Annotated in this window: 22 protein-coding genes and 2 pseudogenes; 16 read left to right on the top strand and 8 right to left on the bottom strand. The window is 62.2% G+C overall.

The genetic code is table 11. The annotated features are described in order from the left end of the window. Positions 1-352: 352 nt before the first annotated feature. Positions 353-895 (top strand): cytochrome b, encoded by a 543-nt coding sequence (locus N5D61_RS25025; RefSeq protein ID WP_279894592.1) that lies wholly within the window; start codon positions 353-355, stop codon positions 893-895. A gap of 186 nt (positions 896-1081) precedes the next feature. Here the strand turns inward: N5D61_RS25025 and N5D61_RS25020 are convergent, their stop codons facing one another. Then, complete coding sequence (locus tag N5D61_RS25020) at positions 1082-2272, bottom strand: HlyD family secretion protein (RefSeq protein ID WP_279894591.1); 1191 nt, start codon at positions 2270-2272, stop codon at positions 1082-1084. Further along, a complete protein-coding gene (locus N5D61_RS25015; RefSeq protein WP_279894590.1) occupies positions 2269-3948 on the bottom strand; it encodes an MFS transporter in 1680 nt (559 codons plus the stop codon). The genes N5D61_RS25020 and N5D61_RS25015 overlap by 4 nt, the downstream gene beginning before the upstream one ends. Before the next feature lie 268 nt (positions 3949-4216). On the opposite strand from N5D61_RS25015, the gene N5D61_RS25010 reads away from it, so the two are divergent. Next, complete coding sequence (locus tag N5D61_RS25010; RefSeq protein WP_279894589.1) at positions 4217-4573, top strand: DUF427 domain-containing protein; 357 nt, start codon at positions 4217-4219, stop codon at positions 4571-4573. 49 nt (positions 4574-4622) lie between these two features. Then, on the top strand, positions 4623-6767 hold the full coding sequence (gene egtB / locus N5D61_RS25005; protein WP_279894588.1) for an ergothioneine biosynthesis protein EgtB: 2145 nt from the start codon (positions 4623-4625) through the stop codon (positions 6765-6767). A 19-nt stretch (positions 6768-6786) separates the two neighbouring features. Here egtB and N5D61_RS25000 read toward each other — a convergent pair whose 3' ends face one another. Next, positions 6787-7503, bottom strand: a complete 717-nt coding sequence (locus N5D61_RS25000) for a CTP synthase (RefSeq protein ID WP_279894587.1) — start codon at positions 7501-7503, stop codon at positions 6787-6789. Between the two features lie 62 nt (positions 7504-7565). Between N5D61_RS25000 and N5D61_RS24995 the strand changes: the two genes are divergently transcribed. After that, positions 7566-8474 (top strand): LysR family transcriptional regulator, encoded by a 909-nt coding sequence (locus tag N5D61_RS24995; RefSeq protein ID WP_279894586.1) that lies wholly within the window; start codon positions 7566-7568, stop codon positions 8472-8474. 90 nt (positions 8475-8564) lie between these two features. Here N5D61_RS24995 and N5D61_RS24990 read toward each other — a convergent pair whose 3' ends face one another. The 4 genes from N5D61_RS24990 to N5D61_RS24975 form a co-directional block, all read right to left on the bottom strand. Beyond that, positions 8565-9473: an AraC family transcriptional regulator gene (locus N5D61_RS24990; RefSeq protein ID WP_279894585.1), complete on the bottom strand. Its 909-nt coding sequence runs from the start codon at positions 9471-9473 to the stop codon at positions 8565-8567. Positions 9474-9582: 109 nt separating this feature from the next. Next, positions 9583-10272 (bottom strand): fumarylacetoacetate hydrolase family protein, encoded by a 690-nt coding sequence (locus tag N5D61_RS24985; protein ID WP_108237306.1) that lies wholly within the window; start codon positions 10270-10272, stop codon positions 9583-9585. Positions 10273-10447: 175 nt separating this feature from the next. Further along, a complete protein-coding gene (locus N5D61_RS24980; RefSeq protein WP_279894584.1) occupies positions 10448-11212 on the bottom strand; it encodes an SDR family NAD(P)-dependent oxidoreductase in 765 nt (254 codons plus the stop codon). A 90-nt stretch (positions 11213-11302) separates the two neighbouring features. Next, positions 11303-12238 carry a 2-hydroxyacid dehydrogenase gene (locus N5D61_RS24975; protein WP_279894583.1) on the bottom strand — a complete coding sequence of 312 codons (936 nt, stop codon included), beginning with the start codon at positions 12236-12238 and terminating at the stop codon, positions 11303-11305. A gap of 343 nt (positions 12239-12581) precedes the next feature. Between N5D61_RS24975 and N5D61_RS24970 the strand changes: the two genes are divergently transcribed. Continuing rightward, positions 12582-13712, top strand: coding sequence for a glycerophosphodiester phosphodiesterase (locus N5D61_RS24970; RefSeq protein WP_279894582.1), 1131 nt, complete (start codon positions 12582-12584; stop codon positions 13710-13712). A 154-nt stretch (positions 13713-13866) separates the two neighbouring features. Here N5D61_RS24970 and pyrF read toward each other — a convergent pair whose 3' ends face one another. Then, complete coding sequence (gene pyrF, locus N5D61_RS24965; protein ID WP_279894581.1) at positions 13867-14565, bottom strand: orotidine-5'-phosphate decarboxylase; 699 nt, start codon at positions 14563-14565, stop codon at positions 13867-13869. A 340-nt stretch (positions 14566-14905) separates the two neighbouring features. Here pyrF and eat point away from each other — a divergent pair. From eat to N5D61_RS24910, 11 genes and pseudogenes are all read left to right on the top strand, one after another. Further along, positions 14906-16269: pseudogene (eat, locus tag N5D61_RS24960) on the top strand (ethanolamine permease). Between the two features lie 392 nt (positions 16270-16661). Then, positions 16662-19598 (top strand): monovalent cation/H+ antiporter subunit A, encoded by a 2937-nt coding sequence (locus N5D61_RS24955; RefSeq protein WP_279894580.1) that lies wholly within the window; start codon positions 16662-16664, stop codon positions 19596-19598. Beyond that, the gene (locus N5D61_RS24950) at positions 19598-19942 is read left to right on the top strand and encodes a Na+/H+ antiporter subunit C (RefSeq protein WP_108237088.1); all 345 of its coding nucleotides are present in this window, start codon (positions 19598-19600) and stop codon (positions 19940-19942) included. Before N5D61_RS24955 ends, N5D61_RS24950 begins: the two co-directional genes overlap by 1 nt. Next, the gene (locus N5D61_RS24945; RefSeq protein ID WP_279894579.1) at positions 19939-21612 is read left to right on the top strand and encodes a monovalent cation/H+ antiporter subunit D; all 1674 of its coding nucleotides are present in this window, start codon (positions 19939-19941) and stop codon (positions 21610-21612) included. Before N5D61_RS24950 ends, N5D61_RS24945 begins: the two co-directional genes overlap by 4 nt. Beyond that, positions 21609-22097, top strand: a complete 489-nt coding sequence (locus N5D61_RS24940) for a Na+/H+ antiporter subunit E (RefSeq protein ID WP_108237090.1) — start codon at positions 21609-21611, stop codon at positions 22095-22097. Before N5D61_RS24945 ends, N5D61_RS24940 begins: the two co-directional genes overlap by 4 nt. After that, positions 22094-22372: a K+/H+ antiporter subunit F gene (locus tag N5D61_RS24935; RefSeq protein ID WP_108237091.1), complete on the top strand. Its 279-nt coding sequence runs from the start codon at positions 22094-22096 to the stop codon at positions 22370-22372. Before N5D61_RS24940 ends, N5D61_RS24935 begins: the two co-directional genes overlap by 4 nt. Continuing rightward, a complete protein-coding gene (locus N5D61_RS24930; RefSeq protein ID WP_108237092.1) occupies positions 22369-22737 on the top strand; it encodes a Na+/H+ antiporter subunit G in 369 nt (122 codons plus the stop codon). Before N5D61_RS24935 ends, N5D61_RS24930 begins: the two co-directional genes overlap by 4 nt. 287 nt (positions 22738-23024) lie before the next feature. Further along, positions 23025-23564: pseudogene (ssuE, locus tag N5D61_RS24925) on the top strand (NADPH-dependent FMN reductase); the annotation flags it as partial. Positions 23565-23815: 251 nt separating this feature from the next. Continuing rightward, complete coding sequence (locus N5D61_RS24920) at positions 23816-24511, top strand: alpha/beta hydrolase (RefSeq protein WP_279894611.1); 696 nt, start codon at positions 23816-23818, stop codon at positions 24509-24511. Positions 24512-24586: 75 nt separating this feature from the next. Then, positions 24587-25261, top strand: a complete 675-nt coding sequence (locus N5D61_RS24915) for a heavy metal response regulator transcription factor (RefSeq protein WP_108237095.1) — start codon at positions 24587-24589, stop codon at positions 25259-25261. Then, a complete protein-coding gene (locus tag N5D61_RS24910) occupies positions 25258-26664 on the top strand; it encodes a heavy metal sensor histidine kinase (RefSeq protein ID WP_279894577.1) in 1407 nt (468 codons plus the stop codon). The genes N5D61_RS24915 and N5D61_RS24910 overlap by 4 nt, the downstream gene beginning before the upstream one ends. The last annotated feature ends 18 nt before the right edge of the window (positions 26665-26682 follow it).

The raw sequence follows: 26682 nt of genomic DNA, 5'->3' as shown, positions 1-26682 counted from the left end.
TCTATTCAATTCGATGCAGTTTTCTCCTGCCTCTCCGGGTACGTGAATTCGAATGAAGGGCGCTGCCGGAAACATCACCCATTAATGATCTGTTTTCCTGCACGCTTTCATCCGTGCAATCAGCCGTTATCGATTTAATCAGTTGGAATATCCCACCGGATGAATGGCTTTCGCATGATCAGCACCGTTACAAAGGGCGAATTGCAGCGGCTGCGACGGGACCCATGGCGTCTCGTCCGTGCGACACGTAAATTGGTAGAGGGCTCGAGTCACCGTCTCCGTGCGGTGATCGAGTTCATCATGCACCGCCCTGCCGGGGGTGGGCCCATCGAAAAAGAACAGGAGCGTGACCGTGAGTACACCCTTGAATAGCGACCGTTTCAGCTACCGAGCCCGCTGGCTGCACTGGGTGATGGCCGTGTTGATCGTATTGGCGTATGCCCTGATTCTGAGCCGGAGCCAGTTCGCCCGTGGCAGTGATATCCGGACCTTCGTGGTGCAAAGTCACTTTTGGGTGGGACTGGTGGTGTTGGTGATGGCGTTCTATCGCGTCGCGGAACGGCGCCGACATTCGCCTCCGGCCATCACGCCACCGCTCGAAGGCGCGCTGCGTCTGGCCGCAACCCTTTCGCACTACGCGCTGTATGCCTTCCTGTTCGCGCAGCCCCTGCTGGGGTTGTTCACGGTCCTTCTGGAGCGCGGCGCCCTGCCTGTACCCCTGACGTCCCTGAGCATTCCGGCCCCGTTCGCCATCGCCAAGGAAACCGCCGAAAACCTGGAGCACTACCACGTATTGCTGGGCACCATTTTCTACTACGTCATCGGGTTGCATGTGGTGGCGGCGGTCTGGCACCACTTCGTGCGCCGGGACAACACCGTCAAACGCATGGTTTGACCCGGACGGAAGAACACCTTTGCAAGATGCAGCGCAGGTCCACGCAGTACCCTGGACAAGATCAGTTCGCTGCTGACCAACCCGGCCAGAGACCTGCAAACGATTCTGCCGGGGCGGCCGCTGTGAGTGGCCTGCAGTAGGCGCGGCGCGCGGGAGTGATGGGGCATCAGAGATAAAACGCTCCCATCAATGCGCCGAATCGACAGTGCCATCCACCGGATCGGGTGGCACGGGGCCGTCCTGGCTGGTATCGATGCTGACCACCACGGACATCCCCGGGCGCAACCGATCGACGCCCTCCTGATCGTCGTCCACCGTGATGCGCACCGGAATGCGCTGGGCGATCTTGACGAAGTTGCCGGTGGCATTGTCGGCAGTCAGCAGACTGAATTCAGAGCCAGCGGCCGGGGAAATACGCTGGACGCGACCGCGCATCTTGCGGTTCTCCAGCGCATCGACCGTGAAGCTCACCGGCTGCCCGAGACGCACGTTGGCCATCTGGGTTTCTTTCATATTGGCGATGATCCAGCGCGGACGCGGCACCAAGGCCATGAGTTGCGCCCCTGAGTTGACGTAGGCCCCCAGCCGGGTGCCAATCTGCCCCAACTGACCGTCACGGGGTGCGACGATGCGCGTGTTACTCAGGTCAATGCGTGCCAGCTCGATGGCCGCTTCGGCGTTCTTCACCGACGCTTCCAGCGAACCCCGATTGACGATCACCGTCTGCAGGTCCTGCCGGGCGATTTCCAGCGTGGCCCGCGCCTCAGCCAAGGCAGCCCTGGCCTGGGCATCGGCGGCTCGAGTCACGTCCAACTCGCTCTTGGACACCGAGCCATCGGTGACCAAGGCCGAACTGCGGCGCAGGTCCGCCGCCGCTTTCTCACTCTGAGCCTGCGCGCTGACAACCGCTGCCTGACGCTGCACGATGGTGGCTTCGGCGCTGCGACGCTGCTGCAGGTTGTTCGCCAGTGCAGCTTTCTGAATGCCCAATTGAGCCAGCCCCTGGTCCAGGTGCTGTTGGTAGATGCGATCGTCGATACGCACCAGCAGGTCGCCGGCTTTCACCCACTGGAAATCCTGCACGGGCACTTCGAATACGTAGCCACTCAATTGCGGCCCGATGAACGTGGTCTGCCCCCTCACCTGCGCGTTTTCAGTGCTCTCGATGGGGCTGCTGAACGGTGGGAGTTGCCAGGCGTACAGCACGATCAGCACGCCCGCCAGAGCGATGCTGCCGAAGATGATCGAGGACACCAGCCGGATGCGCCTCGAGCGCGGTTGACTGGTGGCCGGCATCACCGCCGGTGCGGGCGCGTTGGCTTGCGGGGCGGATGGGTTGCCGGGGACATCGGCAGAAGGTTTACCGGGTTCAGTCATGAAGGTTGAGCGCCAGAAGGTTGAACGGAAGAGGTTGCCGGGGAAGTAGGAGTGAAAGGCGCGACAGGCTCGGTGGTGATCCACAGCCATGTCGCGCGGCTGGTAATCCAGATCGCCGTAACGATCGCGATCAGGGCGATCAACATGAACACATCGTTATACGCCAGCGTATTGGCCTCTCGGGTGGCGGCAGTGGCCAACGCGCGGATCCCCTGGTTCGTTCGTGCCGACGGGTCGGCGATCGTGGAGAGGTAAGAACCTGCGGAACTCTGCAAGCGACTCTGCACCTGGGGGTCAAGCAACGTCACATGCTCGACGATGTGGGCCGAGTGGAACTTCTCGCGCCAGACTTGAAAAGTGCCCAGCAGTGCAGAGCCGATCAAGCTACCGACGTTCTGGGAGATTCCGAACATCACTGAAAAGCTGACCATGTTCCGCGGGTTGCTGATCACGCCGCTGATGCCCAGCACCAGTGTCGGCCCAAGGAAAAACGTGCCGCCGAATGCCAGCAGGAACTGGCTGAAATACATCTGCGGGCCTCGGGTGATGCTGGTCGAGAAACTGTCCATGATCGAACCGACCGCCATCAGCAACAACGAGATGATCAGGGGTTTGAACAGGTGCTGCGGGTTGATCGTCAGGGCGCTGACGGCCAGCCCCGCGACGCTGCCGAGCAACATGAACAGATACAAGGTGTGCAGTTGCTCGGACCCTTGGTTCAGCCCTTGCAGGAAGCCCACCGCCCCGGTCGACTGTTCGGACAGCACGATACGGGTCAGGAGCACGCCGAGGGCAAACCGGATCATCCGCCCGCTGCCCAGCCAGCGCGTGATCAACAAGGGCCGGGTTCGGTTATGTTCGATACACAGCCCTGCCAGGATCGACGCGATGGAGTACGCCAGGGCCAAACCGATCCACGGTTCCTCCAGCCACCATTCGATGCGTCCCAGGGACAAAGCCGCGCACAAGGCAGCGAAGCCCGATGCGAGCAAGGCGAAGGTCAGAAAGTCGAGCTTTTCGAAGGCCCGGAAGCGATCGCCAGGCGGCAACTTGAGGATCAGCACGCAGCCCAGCGACAACAGGCACATGCCCAATTCGAACAGATACAGCCCCCGCCATTCGGCGATCTGCAGCAGGTCTTCCGACACCAGCCGCGCCAGTGGAGTCGCTAACTGCGCAGTCCCCAACCCCAATACCAGGGCCTTCATCCGCCACTTTTGCGGGAAGGCCTGAATCATGTAGTACAGCCCCAGCGAGCTGAGCGCAGCCCCCACCATGCCGTGGGCCGCTCGCACGGCAACGGCCGATTCGATGTCATTAACGAACAGATGGGCGAAGGTCACCAGTGCGTAGAGCACCAGAAAACCCTCGGTAAACGCTCGCAAACCGAATTGCTGACGAAACTTCACCAACAGCAGGTTGATCGACACGTTGGTCATCACATAAGCCGCGGGTAACCAGGCGATTTCAGCCTGTGTGGCGCCCAGCGCCCCTTGCAGATATTGGAGGTTCGCAACGACCAGCGCGTTACCCAACCCGCCGGTCAAGGCCACGATCACGCCGACAATCGCGAACGCCAAGCGTTTGGGGGTCGGGTGCAAGGGTGTGGAGGGCGAGCCGGGAATCGTCGGCCGCTCATGGGGTGCCCAGTCATGGGGTGTGTATTTGTCGTTCATCGAGCGAACCTGAAGAATGCGAGGCTAGGACCATGACCGCGCCGATATTACTCATCGAATGCGCACAGGGGTAACGCGTCAGGCGCAATGACACAGAGACTGCGGGGATTCTAGTTAACCCAGGGGCAGATTGCCCATCGTCGGCTGATGTTCCGCTGGTGCGCTCGGAAGTGAACCTGGTGATCGAATTGCGATCATCTATATTCAATCCTTCTCGGTGCCCGCGCGTGCGCGGACGCCTTCGCCCGGATCAACAGGCGCCCTCTTCATGAAAATTCCAGGTCCCGATCACCCCATTTCCATCTCCCCGCTCAATGGCCAGGTCACCGTTCGGTTCAAGGGCGTTGAGGTGGCGCACAGCGCTAACGCGCTGGAACTGAAGGAGGCCAGTTATCCACCGGTGATCTACGTGCCCCGCTCGGATATTTCGATTGAACATTTCCTTAGAACCGAACATCGAACCCATTGCCCTTACAAAGGCGATGCCTCTTATTTCAGCCTGGTGGCCAACGACGAATCCGCAGAAAACGCGGTATGGACCTATGAACAAGCCTACCCGTCGGTCAAGGCCATCGAGGGCTATGTAGCGTTTTACCCGGACAAGGTGACGCTGGACGTGCACTGATCCCTGCCCCGCTCGAAGCGCTTTGGCTACACGAATCCGGAGAGAACCGATGCGTCATTCACGCCAGCTACGCGCCACCCCCGCCACGGAGCCGCTGTGCAAGCGCTATCAGAGCGTTCGTCACCACACCGAGCAATTGGCCGCGCCTCTCAGTGCGGAAGACATGGTGGTGCAGTCGATGCCTGATGCCAGCCCCGCCAAGTGGCACCTGGCGCACACCACCTGGTTCTTCGAAACCTTTCTGCTGCTGCCGAACCTGCCAGGCTATAAGGTGTTCGATCCGACTTTCGGCTACCTCTTCAACTCCTATTACGAGGCCGTAGGGCCGCGTCACCCGCGCCCCCAACGTGGGCTGATGACTCGCCCGGGTGTCGATGAAGTCAAAGCGTATCGCCGTCATGTCGACGAGCACATGGCGACATTGCTGATGAGCGGCCTGTCAGACGAGGCGGTGAGCCTGATCGAGCTGGGCCTGGCCCATGAACAGCAACATCAGGAATTGCTATTGATGGATATCCTGCACCTGTTCAGTCTGTCATCGCTCAAGCCGACCTACAGCCCCGACTGGCCCAAAGACGCGGGCGGCCGACGCGGCCAATTCAAACCGTTGAGCGGTGGGTTGACCCAGATCGGCCACAGCGGGTCGTCGTTCGCGTTCGACAATGAGGGGCCGCGCCACACCACGTACCTGCAGCCCTTCGAGATCAGCGACCGGCTGGTGACCAACGGTGAATGGCTGAGCTTCATCGCCGACGGCGGCTATCACACCGCGGCACTCTGGTTGTCCGAGGGCTGGACGTTGATCCAGGAGCTTGGCTGGAACGCACCGTTGTACTGGCAGCACGACGATACCGGCTGGAAACGCATGAGCCTTCGAGGCCTCGAAGACATTGACCCGGCAGGCCCGGTTACGCACATCAGTTACTACGAAGCCGCGGCGTTCGCCACCTGGGCTGACGCACGCCTGCCCACTGAAGCCGAGTGGGAAGCCGCCGCCCGGGCAGGCCTGCTGGAACAGGTCGACGACGTCGCATGGCAGTGGACGCAGAGCGCCTACAGCGCGTATCCCGGCTTCAAGCCGTCTGCCGGTGCGGTGGGCGAATACAACGGCAAATTCATGGTGAATCAGATGGTGCTGCGCGGTGGCGCGAGCGTGACCTCCCCCGATCACTGCCGCCTGACGTACCGCAATTTCTTCCCGACCGACAAACGCTGGATGGTGGCCGGGGTGCGCCTGGCCCGAGACAGTCGCCAGCCGGGTGTCGTCAATCCCCATGACAGCGAATTTGCGCGGGACGTGATTGGCGGGCTGTCCGCCGAACACAAATCCCTCTCGCCGAAATACTTCTATGACGCGGCAGGGTCCGAGCTGTTCGAAGCGATCTGCAAGACAGCCGAGTACTACCCCACCCGTGCCGAGACGGGGCTGCTCACGCGCATCGTCGGTGAAATTGCCAGTACGATCCCCGATGGCGCCGCATTGGTGGAATTCGGCAGTGGCGCCAGCGATAAGACCCGATTGCTGCTTGATGCTGCCCCGCACATCGCCGTCTATGTGCCGATCGACATCAGCGCGACCGCCTTGAACAAGGCAGCGAAGACCCTGCGCCAGCAATACCCGTCATTGGAGGTGGCTCCGCAGGTCGACGATTTCACCCGGGTGGTGACCCTGCCCGAGGCCGCCAACGGCCACACCCGAGTCGGTTTTTTCCCCGGCTCGACCATTGGCAACTTCAGCCATGAGGAGGCCGTAGCATTTCTGCGCTCGGCCCATGAGGTGCTGGGTGAACAGGCGCATTTCGTCGTCGGCGTGGACATGGTGAAGGACCCGCAGACACTGGTCGCAGCCTATGACGATGCTGAAGGCGTCACGGCCCGCTTCAACAAAAACCTGTTGGCGCGCATCAACCGCGAACTGGGCGCTGATTTCAACCTCGATGCGTTCGAACATAAGGCGGTCTGGAACCCTACTCAGGCGCGCATGGAAATGCACTTGGTGAGCCAGTCCGAACAGGTGGTGAAAGTCGCCGGCCATCGCTTCCATTTTGCCGCCGGTGAGCGGTTGCATACCGAGAACTCACACAAGTTCACGGTCGAGTCATTCACCGATCTGGCAGCGAAGGCCGGGTGGACAGTGGAGCAGCACTGGATCAGCGATGCTCCACAGATGGCGCTGTTCAGTCTGCGCGCGTAGGGCCCATGCCCTCCGATGTTCAGGCCCTGAGAGGCTGCGCCCCGCAGGCCAATACGAAGGCTCTGACGAGGGGTGGGGTAATCCCTTCCAGCGCAGCGCGCTCGGGCTGGAACAGGGTCGCGACGAAAAACGGGTGGTCGCTCAATTCCACCGCCCGGATCTCCTCGTCCTGATCGTAGCCGGAGACTTTCAACGCTCCCGCGAAAATCTGGGCTTCCAGATCTTTGCGCAGCCCATAGCGGCAGCGGTAGCGCTCATGGATAGACTCGCAGCCATAGGCTTGGGCAATTCGCGTGTGCTCCACCAGACGAATGGGTGCAAACGCCTCCACGAGCGAGCAACTGAGCGGCGTAATGATCGCCCGATCGGAATCCGGAGCAGTCTCCGCGTGCTCGGCGTCGCTCCAGCCCAGACAATGGCGGGCGTACTCGAGCAGCGCGTGTTGAAAGCCCCCGCAGGTCCCCAGAAAAGGCAGCTGCTCTTCGCGCGCGAAACGAATGGCGGTCAAGGCGCCGTGCATATCACGGTAGGGGCTTGCCGGAACGCACCAGATCCCGTCGAACGCCGCTAACCCGTTGCCCTCCTCCACCTCCGGGGTCGGTATCCAGCGAAATTCGACAGGTATGCCGACCTCTTCGCCGACACGCTTCAGCGCGACGGGAATCGCCTGGTGAGCGGCCACGTTCACGTCGTAATCGCCAATTAGCGCAATCCGGACAGCTTGCTTTTGCTTCATCCTTGCTCCTTGAGTGCCAAACACTTTGCGTGGGGTCTGGCGGCGACTATAAGCTTGCCGCCATGCAAGCAGAATGGGCGCTCAAGCAAGTGATCAATGCATCCATGCATTACCAAATCAACCAGGCCGATCTGGCGTTGATCCTCGCATTAGTCCGAGGCAAGAGCCTTGCCAAGGCCGCGGAACTGCTCAAAGTGGACGTCTCGACGGTGTTCCGCTCGGTCCGACGGCTGGAAGCAGCGGTGGGCACGGCCCTGTTCGAAAAAAGCCGCTCGGGCTACCAGCCAACCAGCACCGCACTGCTGTTGGCACAACACGCAGAACACGCAGAGCAGGCGCTGGATCTGGCCCGAATCAGCCTCGAACAGGGCCGACAGATCGTCAGCGGCACCGTCCGTCTGACCTGCACCGAGGCCGTGCTGCAAAACCTGTTGTTGCCCGCACTGACGCGATTCATGCCGGACTATCCAGCCCTGAAGCTGGAACTCAATACCTCCAGCACCTTCGCCAACCTTAGCCGCCGCGATGCGGATATTGCGTTGCGCTTGACCAACACGCCGCCCGAGCACTTGGTGGGCACCCGCTTGCGGACCGTGACCTATCACGTCTGCGCCAGTGCCTCGTACCTGCGTCGCAGTGGGCAGGTCGAACTCCCGGCCATGGATTGGATCGCCCCTGATGATTTTCTTCCCGATCACCCCACCGTGGCCTGGCGTCGACAGCAGTTGCCCGGCGTCAACCTGGCGTATCGCTGCAGTTCGATGCTCTCGGTGGCGGAGTTGGTCAAGGCGGGAATGGGCGTGGCGGCGCTGCCAGACTTCATGCTGCAGACGGGTGCCATGCAGCGGATCGGCGAGCCACTCGACGGTTATGACACCGGCCTGTGGCTGCTGACGCGCCCCGATTGCCGGGCGCTGCGCTCGGTTTCAGCATTGTTCAGCGAATTGACCCGCGCGATTGAAAGGGCGTGAAGCTGACGCGCCGATAGCGGCCAAGTGCTTGGCCCCGCATCGAGGAGGCTAACCCGCCAACGTCCAGTCACCCGGCTGCTCGAGCGGCCGCTAGAGGGCCTCCCGCTGCTCCCGTCGGAACTGCCCCGGCGGCATCCCATGCGCTTTGCGAAAGCGGCGGGAAAAGTATGCTTCATCGGCAAACCCGCAGATTTCGGCGACGTGGCTCAGCGGTTTGCTGCCGTTGACCAGATGGGTCCGCGCCAGGCGCATGCGACGTTCCAGCACCAGTTCGGAAAAACTGCTGCCGGTTTCCTTGCGCAACAGGTGGGTGAGGTAGTTGGGCGAGAGAAAGGCCGCGGCCGCCGCGTCAGTCAGGGTCATCCCTGGATCGGCAATGTGTTCGCGAATGTAGCCCATGACCCGCCCCATCGCGTCCCGCCGCCCTTGACGTTCAGCTTTGCTCGCCGCAAGCGCCCGCAACTGAGGCTCGAACAGGTTGCAGACCTTGCCGATCAATTGCAGTAGATAGCCTCGAAGCATCGACGCCGAGCCCAATTGCCGGGTCCGATCAGCCACGCGCATCTGGCTGAGCAGTGCCGCCACCTCTGCAAAACTGGCATCGTCCAGGGTGAAATCCACATGCTCCTGAAAGCGAAACGGCGCCAACTCCGGCGCATCGCTCAGCGCCACGTCTTCCAGGTCCATGGGGTCGCAGTGCAGGTTTGGCAGAAGAAACGCTTGAGAAAAGTTGATCAGCACGAAATTCCCGTCTTCCGGATGGGGAATCACATGCAGGCGATGCGGCAAGATGAAAGCGAGCGTGTTGCGGGGGAATGGCCGAACCGCACCGCCAATGTGCTGCACCGTATCGCCACCGAGGTTGACTTGGATCTGGAAGTATTCATGGCGATGGGGCGACGTCAGGGCCGGGCGCGCGGCCTTGTCACGGATGTAGAAATCCATGCGGTCGCTGCGCTGCTGCATGCCATAGGTCTGGACGCGAGGGGCGGTCGCCATCGGTGGAAGCCTGAAAAGGCTCAAAGCTACAGCGCATGGGCGGTAACCGGCAAGCGGGACGCGGTGCAACGACGTCGACGATTGCCGGCAGTGAGCGGTATGCCCGTGATCAGGCCACCGTGAGGGTCAGCTCCGCGAGGCCCTCGATGCCTGCGGTGACCACGTCCCCCCGTTGCAGCGCGCCGACGCCCGCCGGGGTGCCGGTGTAGATCAGGTCACCCGCCTTGACCCCGACCGATTGCGAGAGGTAAGCGATCACATCTTTGACGGCCCAGATCTGGTCCGCGAGGTCCCCGCGCTGCCGCGGCTGGCCATTGACGTCGAGCCAGATCGCTCCGTGGTCCGGATGACCCACCTTGCTCACCGGCAGCAGGGGCGTGGTGGGCGCCGACGCATCGAACGCCTTGGCCCATTCCCACGGACGGCCCGCTTTCTTGGCTTGCGCCTGCAAATCGCGGCGGGTCAGGTCCAGCCCGACGCCATACCCCCAGACGTGGCTCAAGGCATCATCCGGCTCGATGTTCACCCCGTCCTTGCCGATGGCGACCACCAATTCGATTTCGTGGTGCAGGTCCTGTGTCAGCGGAGGATAGGGGATCGTCCCCGCGGCTGGCACCACGGCATCGGCAGGCTTGGCGAAAAAGAACGGGGGCTCGCGGTCCGGGTCATGGCCCATTTCCCGCGCGTGTTCAGAGTAATTGCGCCCCACGCAAAACACGCGGCGGATCGGGAAACGGGCAGACGTCCCGGCCACCGCCAGCGAGGGCGTGGCAACCGGTGCGATAACGAATTCAGTCATGGTCATGTCCTCTCATGAAGGTTGATTCACAGAGGACCAGTGTGCGGATTCGGCAAGATTCGGAGTTGGACAGATCCCCGGAGGTTTTGGACGGAGCAACGCATTATCGGGCTCATGCGCAATGGGCCTGCGTCTGGTCCGTCCCTCTGCGAGGCAACCGACGGCGAAGGCCTGCTCAACCGCGTCCCACGAACGGCATGCTGTTGGCCATCACCGTCATGTTCAGGACATTCGCCGACAGCGGCAGGCTGGCCATGTAACTCACGGCATCGGCCACGTGCTGAACGTCCATCGTCGGCTCCACCTTCAACTCGCCGTCAGGCTGCAGCACACCTTGGGTCATGCGGTCAGTCATATCGGTCAAGGCATTGCCGATGTCGATCTGGCCACAAGCGATGTTGTACGCGCGGCCGTCCAGCGAGGTGCTTTTGGTCAACCCCAGGACGGCGTGCTTGCTGGCGGTATACGGCGCGCTGAACAAGCGCGGGGTGTGGGCAGAGATCGAACCGTTGTTGATGATCCGCCCCCCTTGCGGCACCTGACGGCGCATCAAGCCGAAAGCACCGCGCACGCACAGAAACAGACCGGTGACGTTGGTATCGATCACGTTCTTCCACTGTTCTACCGACAACTCATCCATCGGCACCGCCGGCGCGCCGATTCCGGCATTGTTGAATGCGACGTCCAGTCGCCCGAAGGTGCGCTCGATGGTCGCGAAAAGGCTGTCGACGCTGGCCGCATCCCGTACGTCCGTCACCACCGCCAACGCCCGCTGCCCTGCCGCCTCTGCCTGCGCGACCAAGGCCGTCAGCGGCTCCAGCCTGCGCCCCGCCAACACCACGGCGAAGCCATCTTTGAGCAGTTGCAGCGCCACAGCGCGGCCAATGCCACTCCCGGCACCGGTGACCAGCGCGACTTTCAAGCCAGGCAATGAAGACATGAAGCACTCCTTTTTGTTGTGAAGCAGATCAACCGATGGCCGACCTGAACGCCCCAAGGGCGAATCCGCTGAAGCGGCCGGGGAAAATCATCAACCGTGCACCGGCGTCAGCACCGGCTTGCCTGCGTAGAACGCCAGCAGATTGTCCGCGACCCTCTGGACCGTGTCGCGCGAGGCTTCCGGTGACAGACCCGCGACGTGTGGCGTCAGCACGACCTGACTCAAGGTCTTGAGGCTGTCCGGGACCTGCGGCTCGTCGTCGAACACATCCAGGCCGGCACCTGCCAGGCGCCCCTGTTGCAACGCATCGATCAGCGCCTCGGTATCCACCACGCTGGCTCGGGCGATGTTGATCAGAAACCCTTCAGGTCCGAGCGCCTCGAGGGCCGCCTTGTCGATCAAGTGCCGCGTGCCTTTCCCTCCGGGCGTTGCGACCACCAGGAAATCGGACTCGGTCGCCAGGGCCAGCGGCGAATCGCAATAACAAAAATCCACGTCGTTGCGCGGTGAGCGGCTGTGATAGAGCACCTGCATGTCGAAACCCTGCGCACGCCTGGCGATCGCCAACCCCACGGCGCCCAACCCGAGGATGCCAAGGCGCTTGTTGGCGAACGACGGCCGCGTGGCTTTGCGCCACTCGCTTCGACGCACGGAGGCGTCGGCCTGGGGAATGTCCCGAACCACCGACAGCAGCAGCGCCATGGCATGGTCGGCCACGCTCGGTGCGTTCACCCCGGCGCCATTGGTCACCGTGATGCCCCGCGCCTGCGCCGCCGGCAGATCCACCTGCTCATAGCCGGCACCGATCACACAGATGATCCCCAACTTGGGCAACGCCGCCATCTCGTCGGCCGTAAACCCCAGCGGCCCACGGGTCAGCACCGCATCGATCTCCTCACCCCGTGTCGCCACCGCGTCGGCCCGCGCCGCGGGCGTCGGCGCAAGAATCAAGCGAAAACCGCTCTGCTCGAGGATCGGCAAATACTCGTTTACGCTTTCGACTAACACCAACACCGTTTTCGTCATGTCCCTACCGTCCAGCCATTTTCGATGGCACAGACAGTAGCGCGAGTCGGCGTGGTTGTGCAGGGAAACGTAAGAAATCCTTCACTCGACTTGCAGACGCCTATGACAAACTTTTGCTGGACGCGGCCTCTCGCTCGGGCGTACCGCGAAGCGAACGCCTTTCATAACGACCGTTTTTTTTCCCGACGCGACACGTCGGTTGCCCGCACTTAAGCGAGCTGTTTATGGTCTGACGGATGCGCCCGGATCCACCGCGATGCATGGCACGCTGAAACGCACGGCGGTTCGCGCCGCTTCATGAATGAATCATGCCCATCAAGGAACGTCATCGATGCTTAGAGCAATGTCCCGATCCCTGCTTTCCTCAACGGCCTTGGCCACCACAATGGCTGCGGTTCTGCTGACGTCAGGGGCAGCCTCGGCGGCCAGCGATCCCGGCAAGGCCCTGGCCGCCAAAGCCGGTATCCCATGGCCTGCGGTCATTGCCCACCGTGGCGCATCGTTCAACGCCCCTGAAGAAACCCTCCCCGCCTACACATTGGCGCGGGAACTGGGTGCCGATTATCTGGAAATGGACATCCAACGCACCAAGGATGGGGTGCTGATCGCCCTGCACGATGACACGCTGGAGCGCACCACCAATATTGCCGAGGTTTATCCCGACCGTGCGAAGAATCCGGTGAGCACCTTCACCCTAGAGGAGCTCAAGCGGCTCGATGCCGGGGCCTGGTTCAACAAGGCCCATCCGGATCGCGCCCGCGCGAGCTACGCGGGTCTGAAAATTCTGACGTTGGACGAAGTCATCGACATCGCCGAAGGCGGCAAGAACAAACCAGGGCTGTACATCGAAACCAAAGTGCCTGCGCAATTTCCGGGAATCGAAGAGGACCTCAAAGCCAAGCTGGAACAACGCGGCTGGTTGAGCCAGCGCCCCGCAGCGGAGAAAGGGTACGTCAACGTGGCGCATATGCCGGGCCGCGTGGTCCTCCAGACCTTCGAGAAATACAGCCTGGATTTGCTGCACAAAGCCATGCCGAACACGCCCAAGGTGTTGTTGCTGTGGTTGGGTGATGGCTACATTCAGGCCGAGTCCGACACAACCTTCAAGGACTCAGGGGCGAAAGACAAGGCGGCTTTCTACGCCTCGCAGAAAGTGAAATCAAAAGCGGAATTCGCCGCCTGGATGAACTGGGCCAAGGCCCATGGCGCGATCGGCACAGGCCCGGCAGCGGCGCTGAAGAATGGGGGCGATCAGAGCTACATGGACCTGGTGCAGCCATGGATGAACACCATGGCCCATGAGCACGGCCTGATCATTCATCCCTACACCGTTGACGATGCGGTCGACTTCAAAGCCATCACCGCTCGCGGCGTGGACGGTTTCTTCACCAACCGAGCCTCGGAACTGCTGAAGTTCTACGGGCGGCCTTCGAAAGAGAGCATGGAGTCGATCCTCAAGCGGATCGGGTATTGATCGGCCGCCACGGGCTCATGGGCGCTGTCGATCACCCTGACAGCCTTGAACGCCCCTACGCAGCGCGCGGGGCGTTCGTCGAAAAAAGCAGCACGGTGAGCGTCCGGCGCCTCGTTAGAGCGGCGGCCTCGCTGCCGCGGGCCACACGACCGGCTTACGCCAGCTCCGCCACGACCGCTGCCAACGCCTTGGCCGGATCTGCCGCCTGGCTGATCGGACGACCGATCACCAGGTAATCGGAACCGGCATCCAAGGCCTGACGGGGGGTCAGGATCCGGCGCTGATCGTCCTGCGCACTGCCCGCAGGGCGGATGCCCGGCGTCACCAGTTGCAGCGACGGATGCGCCGCTTTCAACGCCTCGGCTTCCAGCGCCGAACACACCAGGCCGTCCATGCCCGCCTTTTGCGCCAGGGCAGCCAGACGCAGCACCTGCTCCTGCGGTTCGATGTCCAGGCCGATGGCCGCCAGGTCCTCACGCTCCATGCTCGTCAGCACCGTGACGCCGATCAAGAGCGGCTGCACACCGCTGCGTTGTGCCAGTACGTTGCGGCAGGCTTCCATCATGCGCAGACCGCCGGAGCAGTGCACGTTGACCATCCACACGCCCATCTCGGCAGCCGCCTTGACCGCCATCGCCGTGGTGTTGGGGATGTCATGGAATTTCAGATCCAGAAAGACCTCGAAGCCCTTGTCGTTGAGGGTTTCGACGATTCCCGACGCACTGCTGGTGAACAGTTCCTTGCCCACCTTGACACGGCACAGCTTCGGATCGAGCTGATCGGCCAGTTTCAGCGCCGCTTCGCGGGTCGGAAAATCCAGGGCAACGATGATGGGGGTCTGGCAAGCGGACATGGGCGGTTCTCTGGCAAGTCGAAATCGGCGCGCATTGTAGCGGAAGCTGCCGTTGCGCGGGACCCGGTGATCGTAAAGTGTCCTATCGAGGCCGGTTCCGATGACGTCGAAGAGGCCGCGCTGCCACGCCTGAGTATGCTCTTGCCCCTGCCGCTCGCCACAACGCCGCGCCGCGAGCGGGCAAACGATGCCCAAGTTCCGTGCATGATCAACGCCAGATTGTGTAACAAACGTTCTGCATACGACCCTTTTCGAAACATTACGACACATCCAGTCCCTGCTGGCATGACCACTGCACAGCGTTGCTTCCCGATGAGCCAATCAATCCAGGGAGTGACGCATGAATACGCAACTGAAGCCCACACTGGGCACGCTGCATTTATGGGGGATCGCTGTGGGTCTGGTGATTTCCGGCGAATACTTCGGCTGGAGCTACGGCTGGGGGGTGGCCGGAACGCTGGGTTTCCTGCTGACGTCACTGATGGTGGCGGCGATGTACACCTGTTTCATTTTCAGTTTCACCGAGCTGACAACGGCCATTCCCCACGCGGGTGGCCCTTTTGCCTACAGCCGCCGGGCCTTCGGTGAAAAAGGCGGATTGATCGCCGGCCTCGCCACCCTGATCGAGTTCGTTTTCGCGCCGCCGGCCATCGCTTTGGCCATCGGCGCTTACCTGAACGTGCAATTCCCGGCCCTGGACCCCAAACACGCCGCCGTCGGTGCCTACATCGTGTTCATGACCCTGAATATTCTGGGGGTCAAACTGGCTGCCACCTTTGAATTGGTGGTGTGTGTGCTGGCGGTGCTGGAATTGCTGGTATTCATGGGCGTGGTTGCGCCAGCCTTCAGCTTCAGCAACTTTGCCCTCAACGGCTGGGCCGGGGCGGACAGCTTCGGCGCTCCGGCCATTGCCGGAATGTTCGCGGCCATCCCGTTCGCCATCTGGTTTTTCCTGGCGATCGAAGGTGCCGCCATGGCGGCGGAAGAAGCCAGAGACCCCAAGCGCACCATTCCGAAAGCGTACATCAGCGGCATCATTACGCTGGTGCTGCTGGCCATGGGGGTGATGTTCTTCGCCGGAGGCGTGGGCGACTGGAAAGCGCTGTCGAACATCAACGACCCTCTGCCACAAGCCATGAAGACGGTGGTCGGCGAGCGCTCAGGCTGGCTGCACATGCTGGTCTGGATCGGTCTGTTCGGGCTGGTGGCCAGTTTCCACGGCATCATCCTGGGCTACTCGCGGCAATTTTTCGCCCTGGCCCGCGCCGGCTACCTCCCGGCGTCGCTGGCCAAGCTGTCGCGGTTCCAGACGCCTCACCGAGCGATCATCGCCGGCGGTGTGATCGGCATCGCCGCGATCTACAGCGACGGGCTGATCAACCTCAGCGGGATGACGCTGACCGCGGCGATGATCACCATGGCCGTGTTCGGCGCCATTGTCATGTACATCATGAGCATGTTGAGCCTGTTCAAGCTGCGGGCCACTGAACCGATGCTCGAACGCAGCTTCCGCGCACCGGGCTATCCCGTGGTCCGGGCATCGCGTTGGTGCTGGCGGTGGTCTGCCTGATTGCCATGGCCTGGTTCAACGCGCTGATCGGGGTGATCTTCCTGGCGTTCATGGTGGTGGGCTTCATTTACTTCGGCGTGACCGGTCATGCGCGCTCGGTCGCCCCGGCGGATTCGATGCTCACAGGCGTGTAGTCAGGCCGATCGGTTCAGCGTTTCAGGCCCGCCAAGGCCGGAGCCCTTCCACTCCGGCCTGCGCGTAAATCCTCTTGGGGTGCTTGTGCCTGTGCCGAGCTCAAGCGCCCACTCCAGAGCAACAGGCGTGCATAGCCGAGCGTCTACTGGGCTTCGGCGTTCCTTGCTGTGCGCCGCGGCGCCGCTTCCTTCATAACAGCCGACCTTCGTCAGCCAAAACGTGCAAGGCACGGGCGCTCATTAGACTGTTTTCCGCTGCAACCGATGACGGTTGGAATGAGTCAACTACGCTGCTGCCTACTGACTTTGTAGGATTCTGCGACATCTTGGTGGTTGGTGATGGATGACCCGGCCCGTATGATCCTAGACATTTTTGCGCAGATTAGAAGCCTATGTCCTTGATAGTTCTGCTGCTTCTGCCCTTCATCGGCAGTTGTCTGGCGGCGATTTTGCCGCACAACGCCCGCAACAGTGAATCCCTGCTCGCGGGCGTCATCGCCCTGGTCGGCGCGGTTCAGATGGCGCTCTGGTACCCGCAGATCGCCCATGGCGGCGTGATTCGCGAGGAGTTTTTCTGGCTGCCCAGTCTAGGCCTGAACGTCGTGTTACGCCTGGACGGTTTTGCCTGGTTGTTTTCGATGCTGGTGCTGGGGATCGGCACCCTGGTGTCGCTTTACGCTCGCTATTACATGTCGCCCGACGACCCCGTCCCGCGGTTTTTTTCATTTTTCCTGGCGTTCATGGGGGCAATGCTGGGCCTGGTGATGTCCGGCCACCTCATTCAGATCGTGTTTTTCTGGGAATTGACCAGTGTCTTCTCTTTCCTGTTGATCGGTTATTGGCACCATCGCGCCGATGCGCGCCGTGGTGCTTACATGGCGTTGATGGTGACCGGTGCGGGGGGGCTCGCGCTGCTGGTGGGGGTGATGCTGCTGGGCCACGTGGTCGGCAGTTATGACCTGGATCGCGTGCTGGCGTCGGGCGACGCCATTCGTGCCCATGCGCTGTACCCGGTGCTGTTGACGCTGATCCTCATCGGAGCGCTGAGCAAAAGCGCGCAATTTCCCTTCCACTTCTGGTTGCCCCATGCCATGGCAGCCCCCACGCCGGTCTCGGCTTATCTGCACTCGGCGACGATGGTCAAGGCCGGCGTCTTTCTGCTGGCGCGTCTGTGGCCTGCCTTGTCAGGCAGTGACCAATGGTTCTGGATCGTCAGCGGCGCGGGCGCCTTGACCCTGGTCATCGGGGCGTATTCGGCGATTTTCCAGACCGACCTCAAGGGCCTGCTCGCCTACTCCACCATCAGCCACTTGGGGCTCATTACCCTGTTACTGGGTCTGAACAGCCCGCTCGCCGCTGTCGCGGCAGTGTTCCACATTCTCAACCACGCCACGTTCAAGGCGTCGCTGTTCATGGCCGCCGGCATCATCGACCACGAAAGCGGCACGCGGGACATCCGCAGGCTCAGCGGCCTGATCAAGCTCATGCCCTACACCGCGACCCTGGCCATGGTGGCCAGTGCCGCCATGGCCGGGGTGCCGCTGCTCAATGGCTTCCTGTCCAAGGAAATGTTCTTCGCCGAAACCGTCTTCATTTCCTCGACCGCGTGGGTTGAAGTGGCGTTGCCCGTGATCGCCACCCTTGCCGGAACGTTCAGCGTGGCGTATTCGCTGCGCTTTACCGTCGACGTGTTCTTCGGCCCCAAAGCTGATGATCTGCCCCATACACCCCATGAGCCGCCGCGCTGGATGCGGGTGCCCGTGGAGTTGCTGGTGCTGGCGTGCCTGATCGTGGGAATCTTTCCCGCGCTGTCCGTCGGGCCGCTGCTGGCGGCCGCCGCGCAGCCGGTAGTGGGCGGACAACTGCCTGAATACAGCCTGGCCATCTGGCACGGCTGGAATGCACCGATGATCATGAGCCTGATCGCGATGGCTGCGGGTATCGTTCTTTATCTGTTCCTGCGGCCTCACTTCAAACGCGACCGCTTCATCGGGCCGCCGCTGATCTGGCGCCTGAACGGCAAGCGTCTGTTCGAGCGGGTACTGACGGTCAAGCTACGGGTGGCACGCAGCCTGGAAAACCGGCTGACGACCCGGCGGTTGCAGGCGCAGTTGTTCCTGATGGTACTGGTGGCGCTGGTGGCCGGTTTCGTGCCGATGTACGACAGCGGCCTGACCTGGGGCGATCGTCCGAAAATCCCGGGCTCGGGTGTGTTCGTGATGCTCTGGTTGATCGCCATCGCCTGCGCCATCGGTGCAGCGTGGCAAGCCAAGTATCACCGCCTGGCAGCCGTGACGATGGTCAGCGTCTGCGGCTTGATGACCTGCGTCACATTCGTCTGGTTTTCCGCGCCGGACCTGGCGCTGACCCAACTGGCGGTAGAGGTGGTGACTACTGTCTTGATCCTGCTGGGGTTGCGCTGGCTGCCGCGACGCAACGAGAACGTCGCCCCGCCGACGCGTTCGCGCAACCGTGCGCGGGCCCGCCGGGTCCGCGACTTCGTGCTTGCCGTCGCGGTGGGCGGTGGCATGGCATTGCTGTCCTACGCCATGCTGACCCGCCCCACGCCGAATGCGATTTCGGAGTTTTACCTCAGTCGGGCCTTGTCGCAGGGCGGTGGTACCAACGCGGTGAACGTCATGCTGGTGGATTTCCGGGGTTTCGACACCTTTGGCGAAATCACCGTGCTGGCCGTCGTTGCGCTGACCGTCTTCGCCTTGCTGCGTCGGTTTCGCCCACCCAGAGAAAGTATCCCGCTGCCCACGCAACAGCGGCTGCTGGCGCGGGATGTGGTCACCGACCTGGTCAACCCGCGCCACGCCAAGGACACCGCGCTGGGCTTCATGATGGTCCCGGCCGTCCTGGTACGCCTGCTGCTCCCGGTTGCCTTCGTGGTGTCGATGTACCTGTTCATGCGGGGCCATAACCAGCCCGGCGGGGGGTTCGTCGCCGGCCTGGTGATGTCGGTGGCGTTCATTCTTCAGTACATGGTCGCCGGCACGCAGTGGGTCGAGGCCCACATGAGCCTGCGCCCACTGCGCTGGATGGGAACCGGCCTGTTCTTCGCGCTGGCGACCGGGCTGGGGTCACTGGCGCTCGGCTACCCCTTCATGACCACTCACACCGCCCATGTGCACCTGCCGATCCTGGGTGACCTGCACATCGCCAGTGCGCTGTTCTTCGACATCGGCGTGTACGCGGTGGTCGTCGGGTCGACGCTGCTGATCCTGACCGCACTGGCTCACCAGTCAGTGCGCAGTCACCGTCCGACCTCGTTGCCACAGCCCATCAATGCCGTCCCCGTCCCTGCCACACAAGGAGCCAAATGATGGAAGAAGTCATCGCCATTGCCATCGGCGTGCTCGCCGCTTCGGGCGTGTGGCTGATTTTGCGCCCCCGGACCTTTCAGGTGGTCATGGGCCTGTGCCTGCTGTCCTACGGCGTCAACCTGTTCATCTTCAGCATGGGCAGCCTGTTTATCGGCAAGGAACCGATCATCAAGGACGGCGTCCCCCAGGACCTGCTGAACTACACTGACCCGCTGCCGCAAGCGCTGGTGCTCACGGCCATCGTCATCAGCTTCGCCATGACCGCGCTGTTTCTGGTGGTGCTGCTGGCGTCTCGCGGCTTGACCGGCAACGACCATGTCGACGGCCGGGAGGGCAGTGAATGAGTCTGATGAACTCGCTGATCGTCGCACCGATTCTCCTGCCGGTTCTCACCGCCGCGCTGATGCTGTGGCTGGGCGAGAAACACCGACCGCTGAAGGCGCGGATCAACCTGTTGTCCACAGCCCTGGGGCTGTTGATTGCCATCAGCCTGATGATGTGGGTCCAGCGGACAGGCACCACCGGGGCGATTGGCGTGTACCTGCCTGGTAACTGGGAATCGCCGTTCGGCATCGTGCTGGTGGTCGACCACCTCTCGGCCTTGATGCTGGTGTTGACCGGCATCGTGGCGTTCTGCGCGTTGCTCTTCGCACTGGCCCGCTGGGACCGCGCCGGCGCCAGCTTTCACGCGCTGTTTCAGATTCAATTGATGGGGCTTTATGGCGCGTTCCTGACGGCTGATCTGTTCAACCTGTTCGTGTTCTTCGAGGTCCTGCTCGCTGCGTCCTACGGCCTGATGCTGCATGGCTCGGGCCGCGCCCGGGTGTCGGCGGGTCTCCATTACATCACCCTCAACCTGCTGGCCTCGTCGCTGTTCCTGATCGGTGCAGCGTTGATCTATGGGGTAACCGGCACCCTGAACCTGGCGGATCTGGCGATCAAGATTCCCCAGGTCCCGGAGGCGGATCTGGGTCTTCTGCACGCGGGCGCCGCCATTCTTGCCGTCGCCTTTCTGGCCAAGGCCGGGATGTGGCCCCTGAATTTCTGGCTGGTGCCGGCCTACTCGGCGGCCAGCGCTCCGGTGGCCGCCCTGTTCGCATTGATGACCAAAGTCGGCGCCTACACCTTGCTGCGACTATGGACATTGCTGTTTTCAGGCCAGGCCGGGCCTTCTGCATTTTTCGGAGGCGACTGGCTGATTTGGGGCGGGATGGCGACCCTGCTCGTGGCTGCCATTTCCATCATCGCCGCGCAGCGGCTGGAGCGCATGGCCAGCCTGAGCATTCTGGTCTCGGCCGGCATCCTGCTGTCGGCGATCGGTTTTGCGCAGCCCAGCCTCACCGCCGGTGCGCTGTTTTACCTGGTCAGCTCGACGTTGGCGCTGGCGGCATTGTTCCTACTGGCCGAACTGGTGGAACGCTCGCGTTCGGCCAACGAAATACCGCTGGAAGATGACGCCGATCAGTTGCCCAAGGCGCTGGAATCGCTGCATCCGGTCCCAGGCACCAATTTGGACGACGAACAGAAAGCCGTGGTAGGTCAGGTGATTCCCTGGACCATGGCCTTCCTGGGCCTGAGTTTCATTTGCTGCGCCCTCTTGATCATCGGCATGCCACCCTTGTCGGGATTTCTCGGCAAGCTGACGCTGATCAGTTCCCTGCTCAATCCGCTGGGACTGGACGTCGCAAAAGACGAGGCGATTCGTACCGACAGCTGGGCGCTGGTGACCTTGTTGATCGTTTCGGGGTTGGCATCGCTGTTCGCCTTCGTGCGTGTCGGCATCAAGCGATTCTGGACGGTCCAGGATCGCCCTTCGCCCGCGCTGCGGCTGAACGAATGCATTCCCATTGCGCTGCTGCTGATGGCCTGTGTCGTCCTGACCTTCAAGGCGCAAGCCCTGTTGCGGTATACCCAGGACACCGCTCAGGCACTGCATGACCCGCAGCAATACGTGCTGTCGGTGATGTCCACCCAACCGGTGCCCTCCCCCGACCGAGCCGAGGTGCAGCCATGAGCCGTCTGTTTCCTGCGCCGCTGTTGTCGTTGTGCTTATGGGCGCTGTGGTTGCTGCTCAATCTTTCCTTGAGCGCAGGTAATCTGCTCTTTGGGGCCATACTGGGCTTTCTTGCGCCCGTGCTGTTCGCTCCGTTGCGCCCGCAGCCTGCTCGCATCCGCCGACCGGGTCTGGCGATCAAACTGTTCTTTCTGGTCGGGCGGGATGTGCTGGTGTCGAACCTGCAAGTGGCCTGGGGCGTGCTGTGTTCGCGGCAGCGGCCGCCGCGCTCTGCGTTCGTCAAAATCCCGCTGGAGCTACATGACGCCCACGGGCTGGCGGCGTTGTCGATGATTTGCACCGTGGTGCCAGGCACCGTCTGGTCCGAACTGGCCCTGGATCGCAGCGTGCTGTTGATGCATGTGTTCGATCTGGAAGACGAAGCGCGTTTCATCGCGCACTTCAAGACCACGTACGAACGCCCGTTGATGGAGATTTTCCAATGAGCCCGTTGCTCAACGTTGCGATTCTGCTCAGCCTGTCGCTGTTTACCCTGGCGATGGTGCTGACGCTGATCCGTCTGTTCCGCGGCCCGTCCGCACAGGATCGAGTACTGGCACTGGATTACCTGTACATCCTGGCCATGCTGATGATGCTGGTTCTGGGGATTCGCTACGCCAGTGACACCTACTTCGAAGCCGCGCTGTTGATTGCACTGTTCGGCTTCGTCGGTTCCTTCGCCTTGGCGAAATTCCTGCTGCGCGGCGAGGTGATCGAATGACGGCTCTGTCCGATTTGCCGATGTGGGCGCAGGTACTGACCGCCATCCTGCTGTTGACCAGCAGCCTGTTCGCCTTGATCGGGGCACTGGGATTGTTGCGCATGAAGGACTTTTTCCAACGCATGCACCCTCCGGCATTGGCTTCGACCCTCGGCGCCTGGTGCGTGGCACTGGCCTCGATCGTCTATTTTTCGGCATTGAAGGAAGGACCGATCCTGCATGCGTGGTTGATCCCGATCCTGTTGGCAATCACGGTGCCGGTGACCACCCTGCTGCTGGCCAGGACCGGGCTGTTTCGCAAGCGCATGGCCGGGGACCCCGACGTGCCACCGGAAGTGTCGGAGGGGCAGCGAGAAGGGCATTGATTCAGAACACGGAAGGCCCGCCACCCGACCTCGTGCGCCGGCCGCAACTGTTGCCTGACAAACAGTGAATCAGCACTTTGCCCCGCCAGAGAGGTGATTCGGACACGCTCTGGGCCCAATTCGAGACCCGATCACCCCTGAAGTCGAGGGCGGACACACGCATCACCGGCGCTGGCACGCATGCTGCTTGGACACTCGGAGGGTTCATACGCCCATCATTTTCGCGTGACACGCGACCTGCAGGGTGCCTTTTGCACCTCGGGTGACTGACCCCAAGGAATCAGAACATGCTGGTGGTTTCAATTTCAGGCAGCCCTTCGACCCGCTCACGCTCCGGGGTCGTGCTCAAACACGCCGCGCAATGGCTGGTCGATCATGGCGTCGGCGTCAGCGCCGCGCGCGTTCAAGACTTCAACGCGGAGGATTTGCTGTACGCCCGTTTCGACAGTCCCGAAGTCATCGCCTTCATCGAGGCAGTGGCCAAGGCCGACGGCTTGCTCATCGGCACGCCCGTCTACAAAGCCTCGTTTTCCGGTGCGTTGAAGACGTTGCTGGATCTGCTGCCCGAACGCTCGCTGCACGGCAAGGTGGTGCTGCCACTGGCCACCGGGGGCAGCATCGCGCACATGCTGGCGGTCGACTATGCGTTGAAGCCGGTGTTGTCCGCGCTCAAGTGTCAGGAGGTGCTGCACGGGGTGTTCGCCATCGACAGCCAGATCACTTACGTCGACGACAGCCCGCTGGGGGGCGAGCTGGACGAGCTGTTGACGCAGCGCCTGCATGACGGGCTGGATCATTTCTTCCTCGGCTTGCAACACCGGACCAACGCCCGGCTAAAAGCCGCCGGTGGGCATTTGAAGCTGGCGCTGTAACACGAGGGCCTGACGCGGCTCGTCGTGTTTGTCAGATTTTTGTAATGCCTGTGTCACCCCCGTGACGGCGCCGTTTTTTTAGATTGGCCACTCCTAAACCTGTTGGAGAGGTCATCATGAAAATGCGTATCCCCCTTGCCATTGCCTTTTCCGCCTTGTCGCTGCTTGCCGTTTCCATCACCCCGGCGCAGGCTGCGCCGTCCACCGTGGGTGAGATCAAAAACGTCGTCCTGGTTCACGGTCTGTACGCCGACGGCTCCAGTTGGGGCAAGGTGATTCCGCTGCTGCAAGCCAAGGGCCTGCACGTCACCGCCGTGCAGAACCCGACCACGTCGCTGGAGGCCGATGTCGACGCTGTGAAGCGCACGCTGGCGCAGCAGGACGGACCGACGATTCTGGTGGGGCATTCGTACGCAGGCATGGTGATTACCCAGGCCGGTGACGATCCCAAGGTCAAAGGCCTGGTGTACATCGCCGCTCGGGCGCCGGACGCGGGTGAAGACTACCCCGCCCTGACCAAGAAGTTTGCGGCCGCCCCGGCGTCAGCCGGCCTGCAATGGTCCGCTGATGGCTACGGCCTGCTGTCCGAGCAAGCCTTCGTGCACGATTTCGCCGGTGACCTGCCGGAGAAGGAAGCCCGTACCTATTTTGCAGTGCAGCAACCCGTGGCCAAGGCCGTGACCACCGCCAAGACCACCGTGGCGGCCTGGCGCGACAAGCCGAACTGGTACGCGGTCTCGACTCAGGACCGTACCATCAACCCGGATCTGGAGCGGTTCATGGCCCAACGCATGAAGGCCCATACCGTGGAAATTCCGGCCAGCCATGCGGTCCTTATTTCTCAGCCGGAGAAAGTCGCGGATCTGATCGTTCAGGCGACCCACGCGACGGATACCCATTAATCGTTACACTGAGTTGACTGGCCGGGCACCCTGACCCGGCCCTCTCTCGTTTGCCGAGGCTCGCGCGTCGCGTTTATGAACATTCTGATCATCGAGGACGAACACAAGACCGCCTCCTACCTGCGCGCAGGGCTGACCGAAGCCGGGTACGTCGTTGACCACGCCGACAATGGCATCGACGGCTTGCACATGGCGCGGGAGTCACAGTACGACCTCATTTTGCTGGATGTCATGCTCCCGGAAATGGACGGCTGGACCGTCATGGAGAAGCTGGGCAGCCGCCAACAGACGCCCGTGCTGTTTCTCAGTGCCCGCGGCACGCTGGAGGACCGCCTGCGCGGGCTGGGCCTGGGTGCCGACGAGTACCTGGTCAAGCCGTTTTCCTTCGCCGAACTGCTGGCCCGAATCCGCATTATCCTGCGCCGGGGTCAGACGGAGCGGCCCGTTGAAACCTTGGAGATCGGCGACCTGCAGGTGGATATCGCCAAACGCCGGGTGATCCGGGGCGGACAGCGCCTGAACCTGACCAACAAGGAATTCAGCCTGCTGATGTGCTTCATCCAACGCCGCGACGAAGTCTTGCCGCGCAGCCTGCTGGCCTCACTGGTCTGGGACATGAATTTCGACAGCGACACCAATGTGGTCGACGTCGCCGTCAGGCGCTTGCGCCAGAAGATCGACGACCCCTTTCCCACCCGCCTGATCCATACCGTGCATGGCGTGGGGTATCGCTTCGAGCACGAGCCATGAGACGACTCTCGCTGACGGTGCGCCTGACGCTGTTGTTGGCGTGCTTTGCCTTCGGCGCGATGGCCATTCTGGGCTCGGCTCTGTATTTCGGGCTCCGCGCACAACTCTCTCTGAGTGACGACGCGGCGCTGGTGACCCGGGTCGATCAGATTCGTACCCTGCTGCAAGACAGCGATGCCCGCGAACTGGTGCGCGACAAACCCCGCCTCTTCGGAAACATGCTGGGCAATTCCGAATCCTTGCTCATCGTGCAGACCCAAGACGGTACGCCACTGATCACCGTCAACCCCGGTGACCGCGAAGTGCCCGAGGTCGACCCTGTGGACGCCGAGACGCCACTGTCTCTGCAGCAGGTCCATCACGGCCGTGGCGTGGATGGTACGCCGTTCATCTACATGGCCGCCCATGTCAGGACCCACACTGACCAAATGCCGTTGAAGGTGACCTCCGGGCGCATGCTCACCGAGCGGGCGCAGATTCTCGCCGGTTATCGCAACGACATACTGACGCTTTCCAGCCTGACCGCAGGCCTGATCGCCCTGCTGGCCTTCTTTCTGGCGCGGCGCAGCATGACGCCCCTGCGCCGGCTGGCCGAACAGACCGCCGCCATCGGGGTGGGCACGCTTTCCAGCCGCATCGACCGGCAAGATACGCCGCAGGAATTGGACGCCGTCATCGGCCAGTTCAATGCGATGCTCGCCCGGCTCGAACGTGGCTTCACCGACCTGAAGCAGGTCAGCGCCGACATGGCTCACGACCTGCGCACGCCGATTGGCAACCTGCTCGGCCAGATTGAAGTCGGCTTGGGCAAGGCGCGTGACATGGATTATTACCAGCGACTGCTGGGTTCGAACTACGAGGAATTGCAGCGTCTCTCGAAGATGATCGACAGCATGCTGTTCCTGGCCCGAACCGAGCATGCGGAAGAAGCCATCGAACGTATCGACATCGACGTTGCGCGGGAGCTGGCGCGCATCGGCAGCTACTTCGAAGACCTGACGGAGGAGCGCGGTCTGCGCTTGACGTGGCGCGGTGAAGGGACCTTGCGAGCGGACGTCAGTCTGTTCCGTCGCGCGCTGGCCAATCTCGTTTCCAATGCGGTGCGGCATGCGCAGGCGGACAGCGAGGTTCGGATCGAGGTCGAGCGCGAAACGCAATACAGCGTGGTGCGGGTGAGCAACCTGGGCGAAACCATCCCGGCGCCCGTGCTGCAGCGGCTGTTCGACCGGTTCTACCGCGCCGACACCTCGCGCCAACACTCATCGGAGCGCAGTGGCCTGGGGCTGTCTATCGTGGCGTCGATCATGAAATTGCATGGCGGTCATTGCCGTGTCGTCAGCCAGGACGGCGTGACCGTGTTCAGCCTGTTCTTTGCCTGCGACCCCGCCTTGGCGAGGCAATGAATCGTTTCCCCCTTCAGC

Origin of the sequence: Pseudomonas sp. GD03842, assembly GCF_029841165.1 — a bacterium.
In the GTDB taxonomy this organism is placed as follows: Bacteria; Pseudomonadota; Gammaproteobacteria; order Pseudomonadales; family Pseudomonadaceae; genus Aquipseudomonas.
This window is presented reverse-complemented; position numbering and strand designations above follow the sequence as displayed.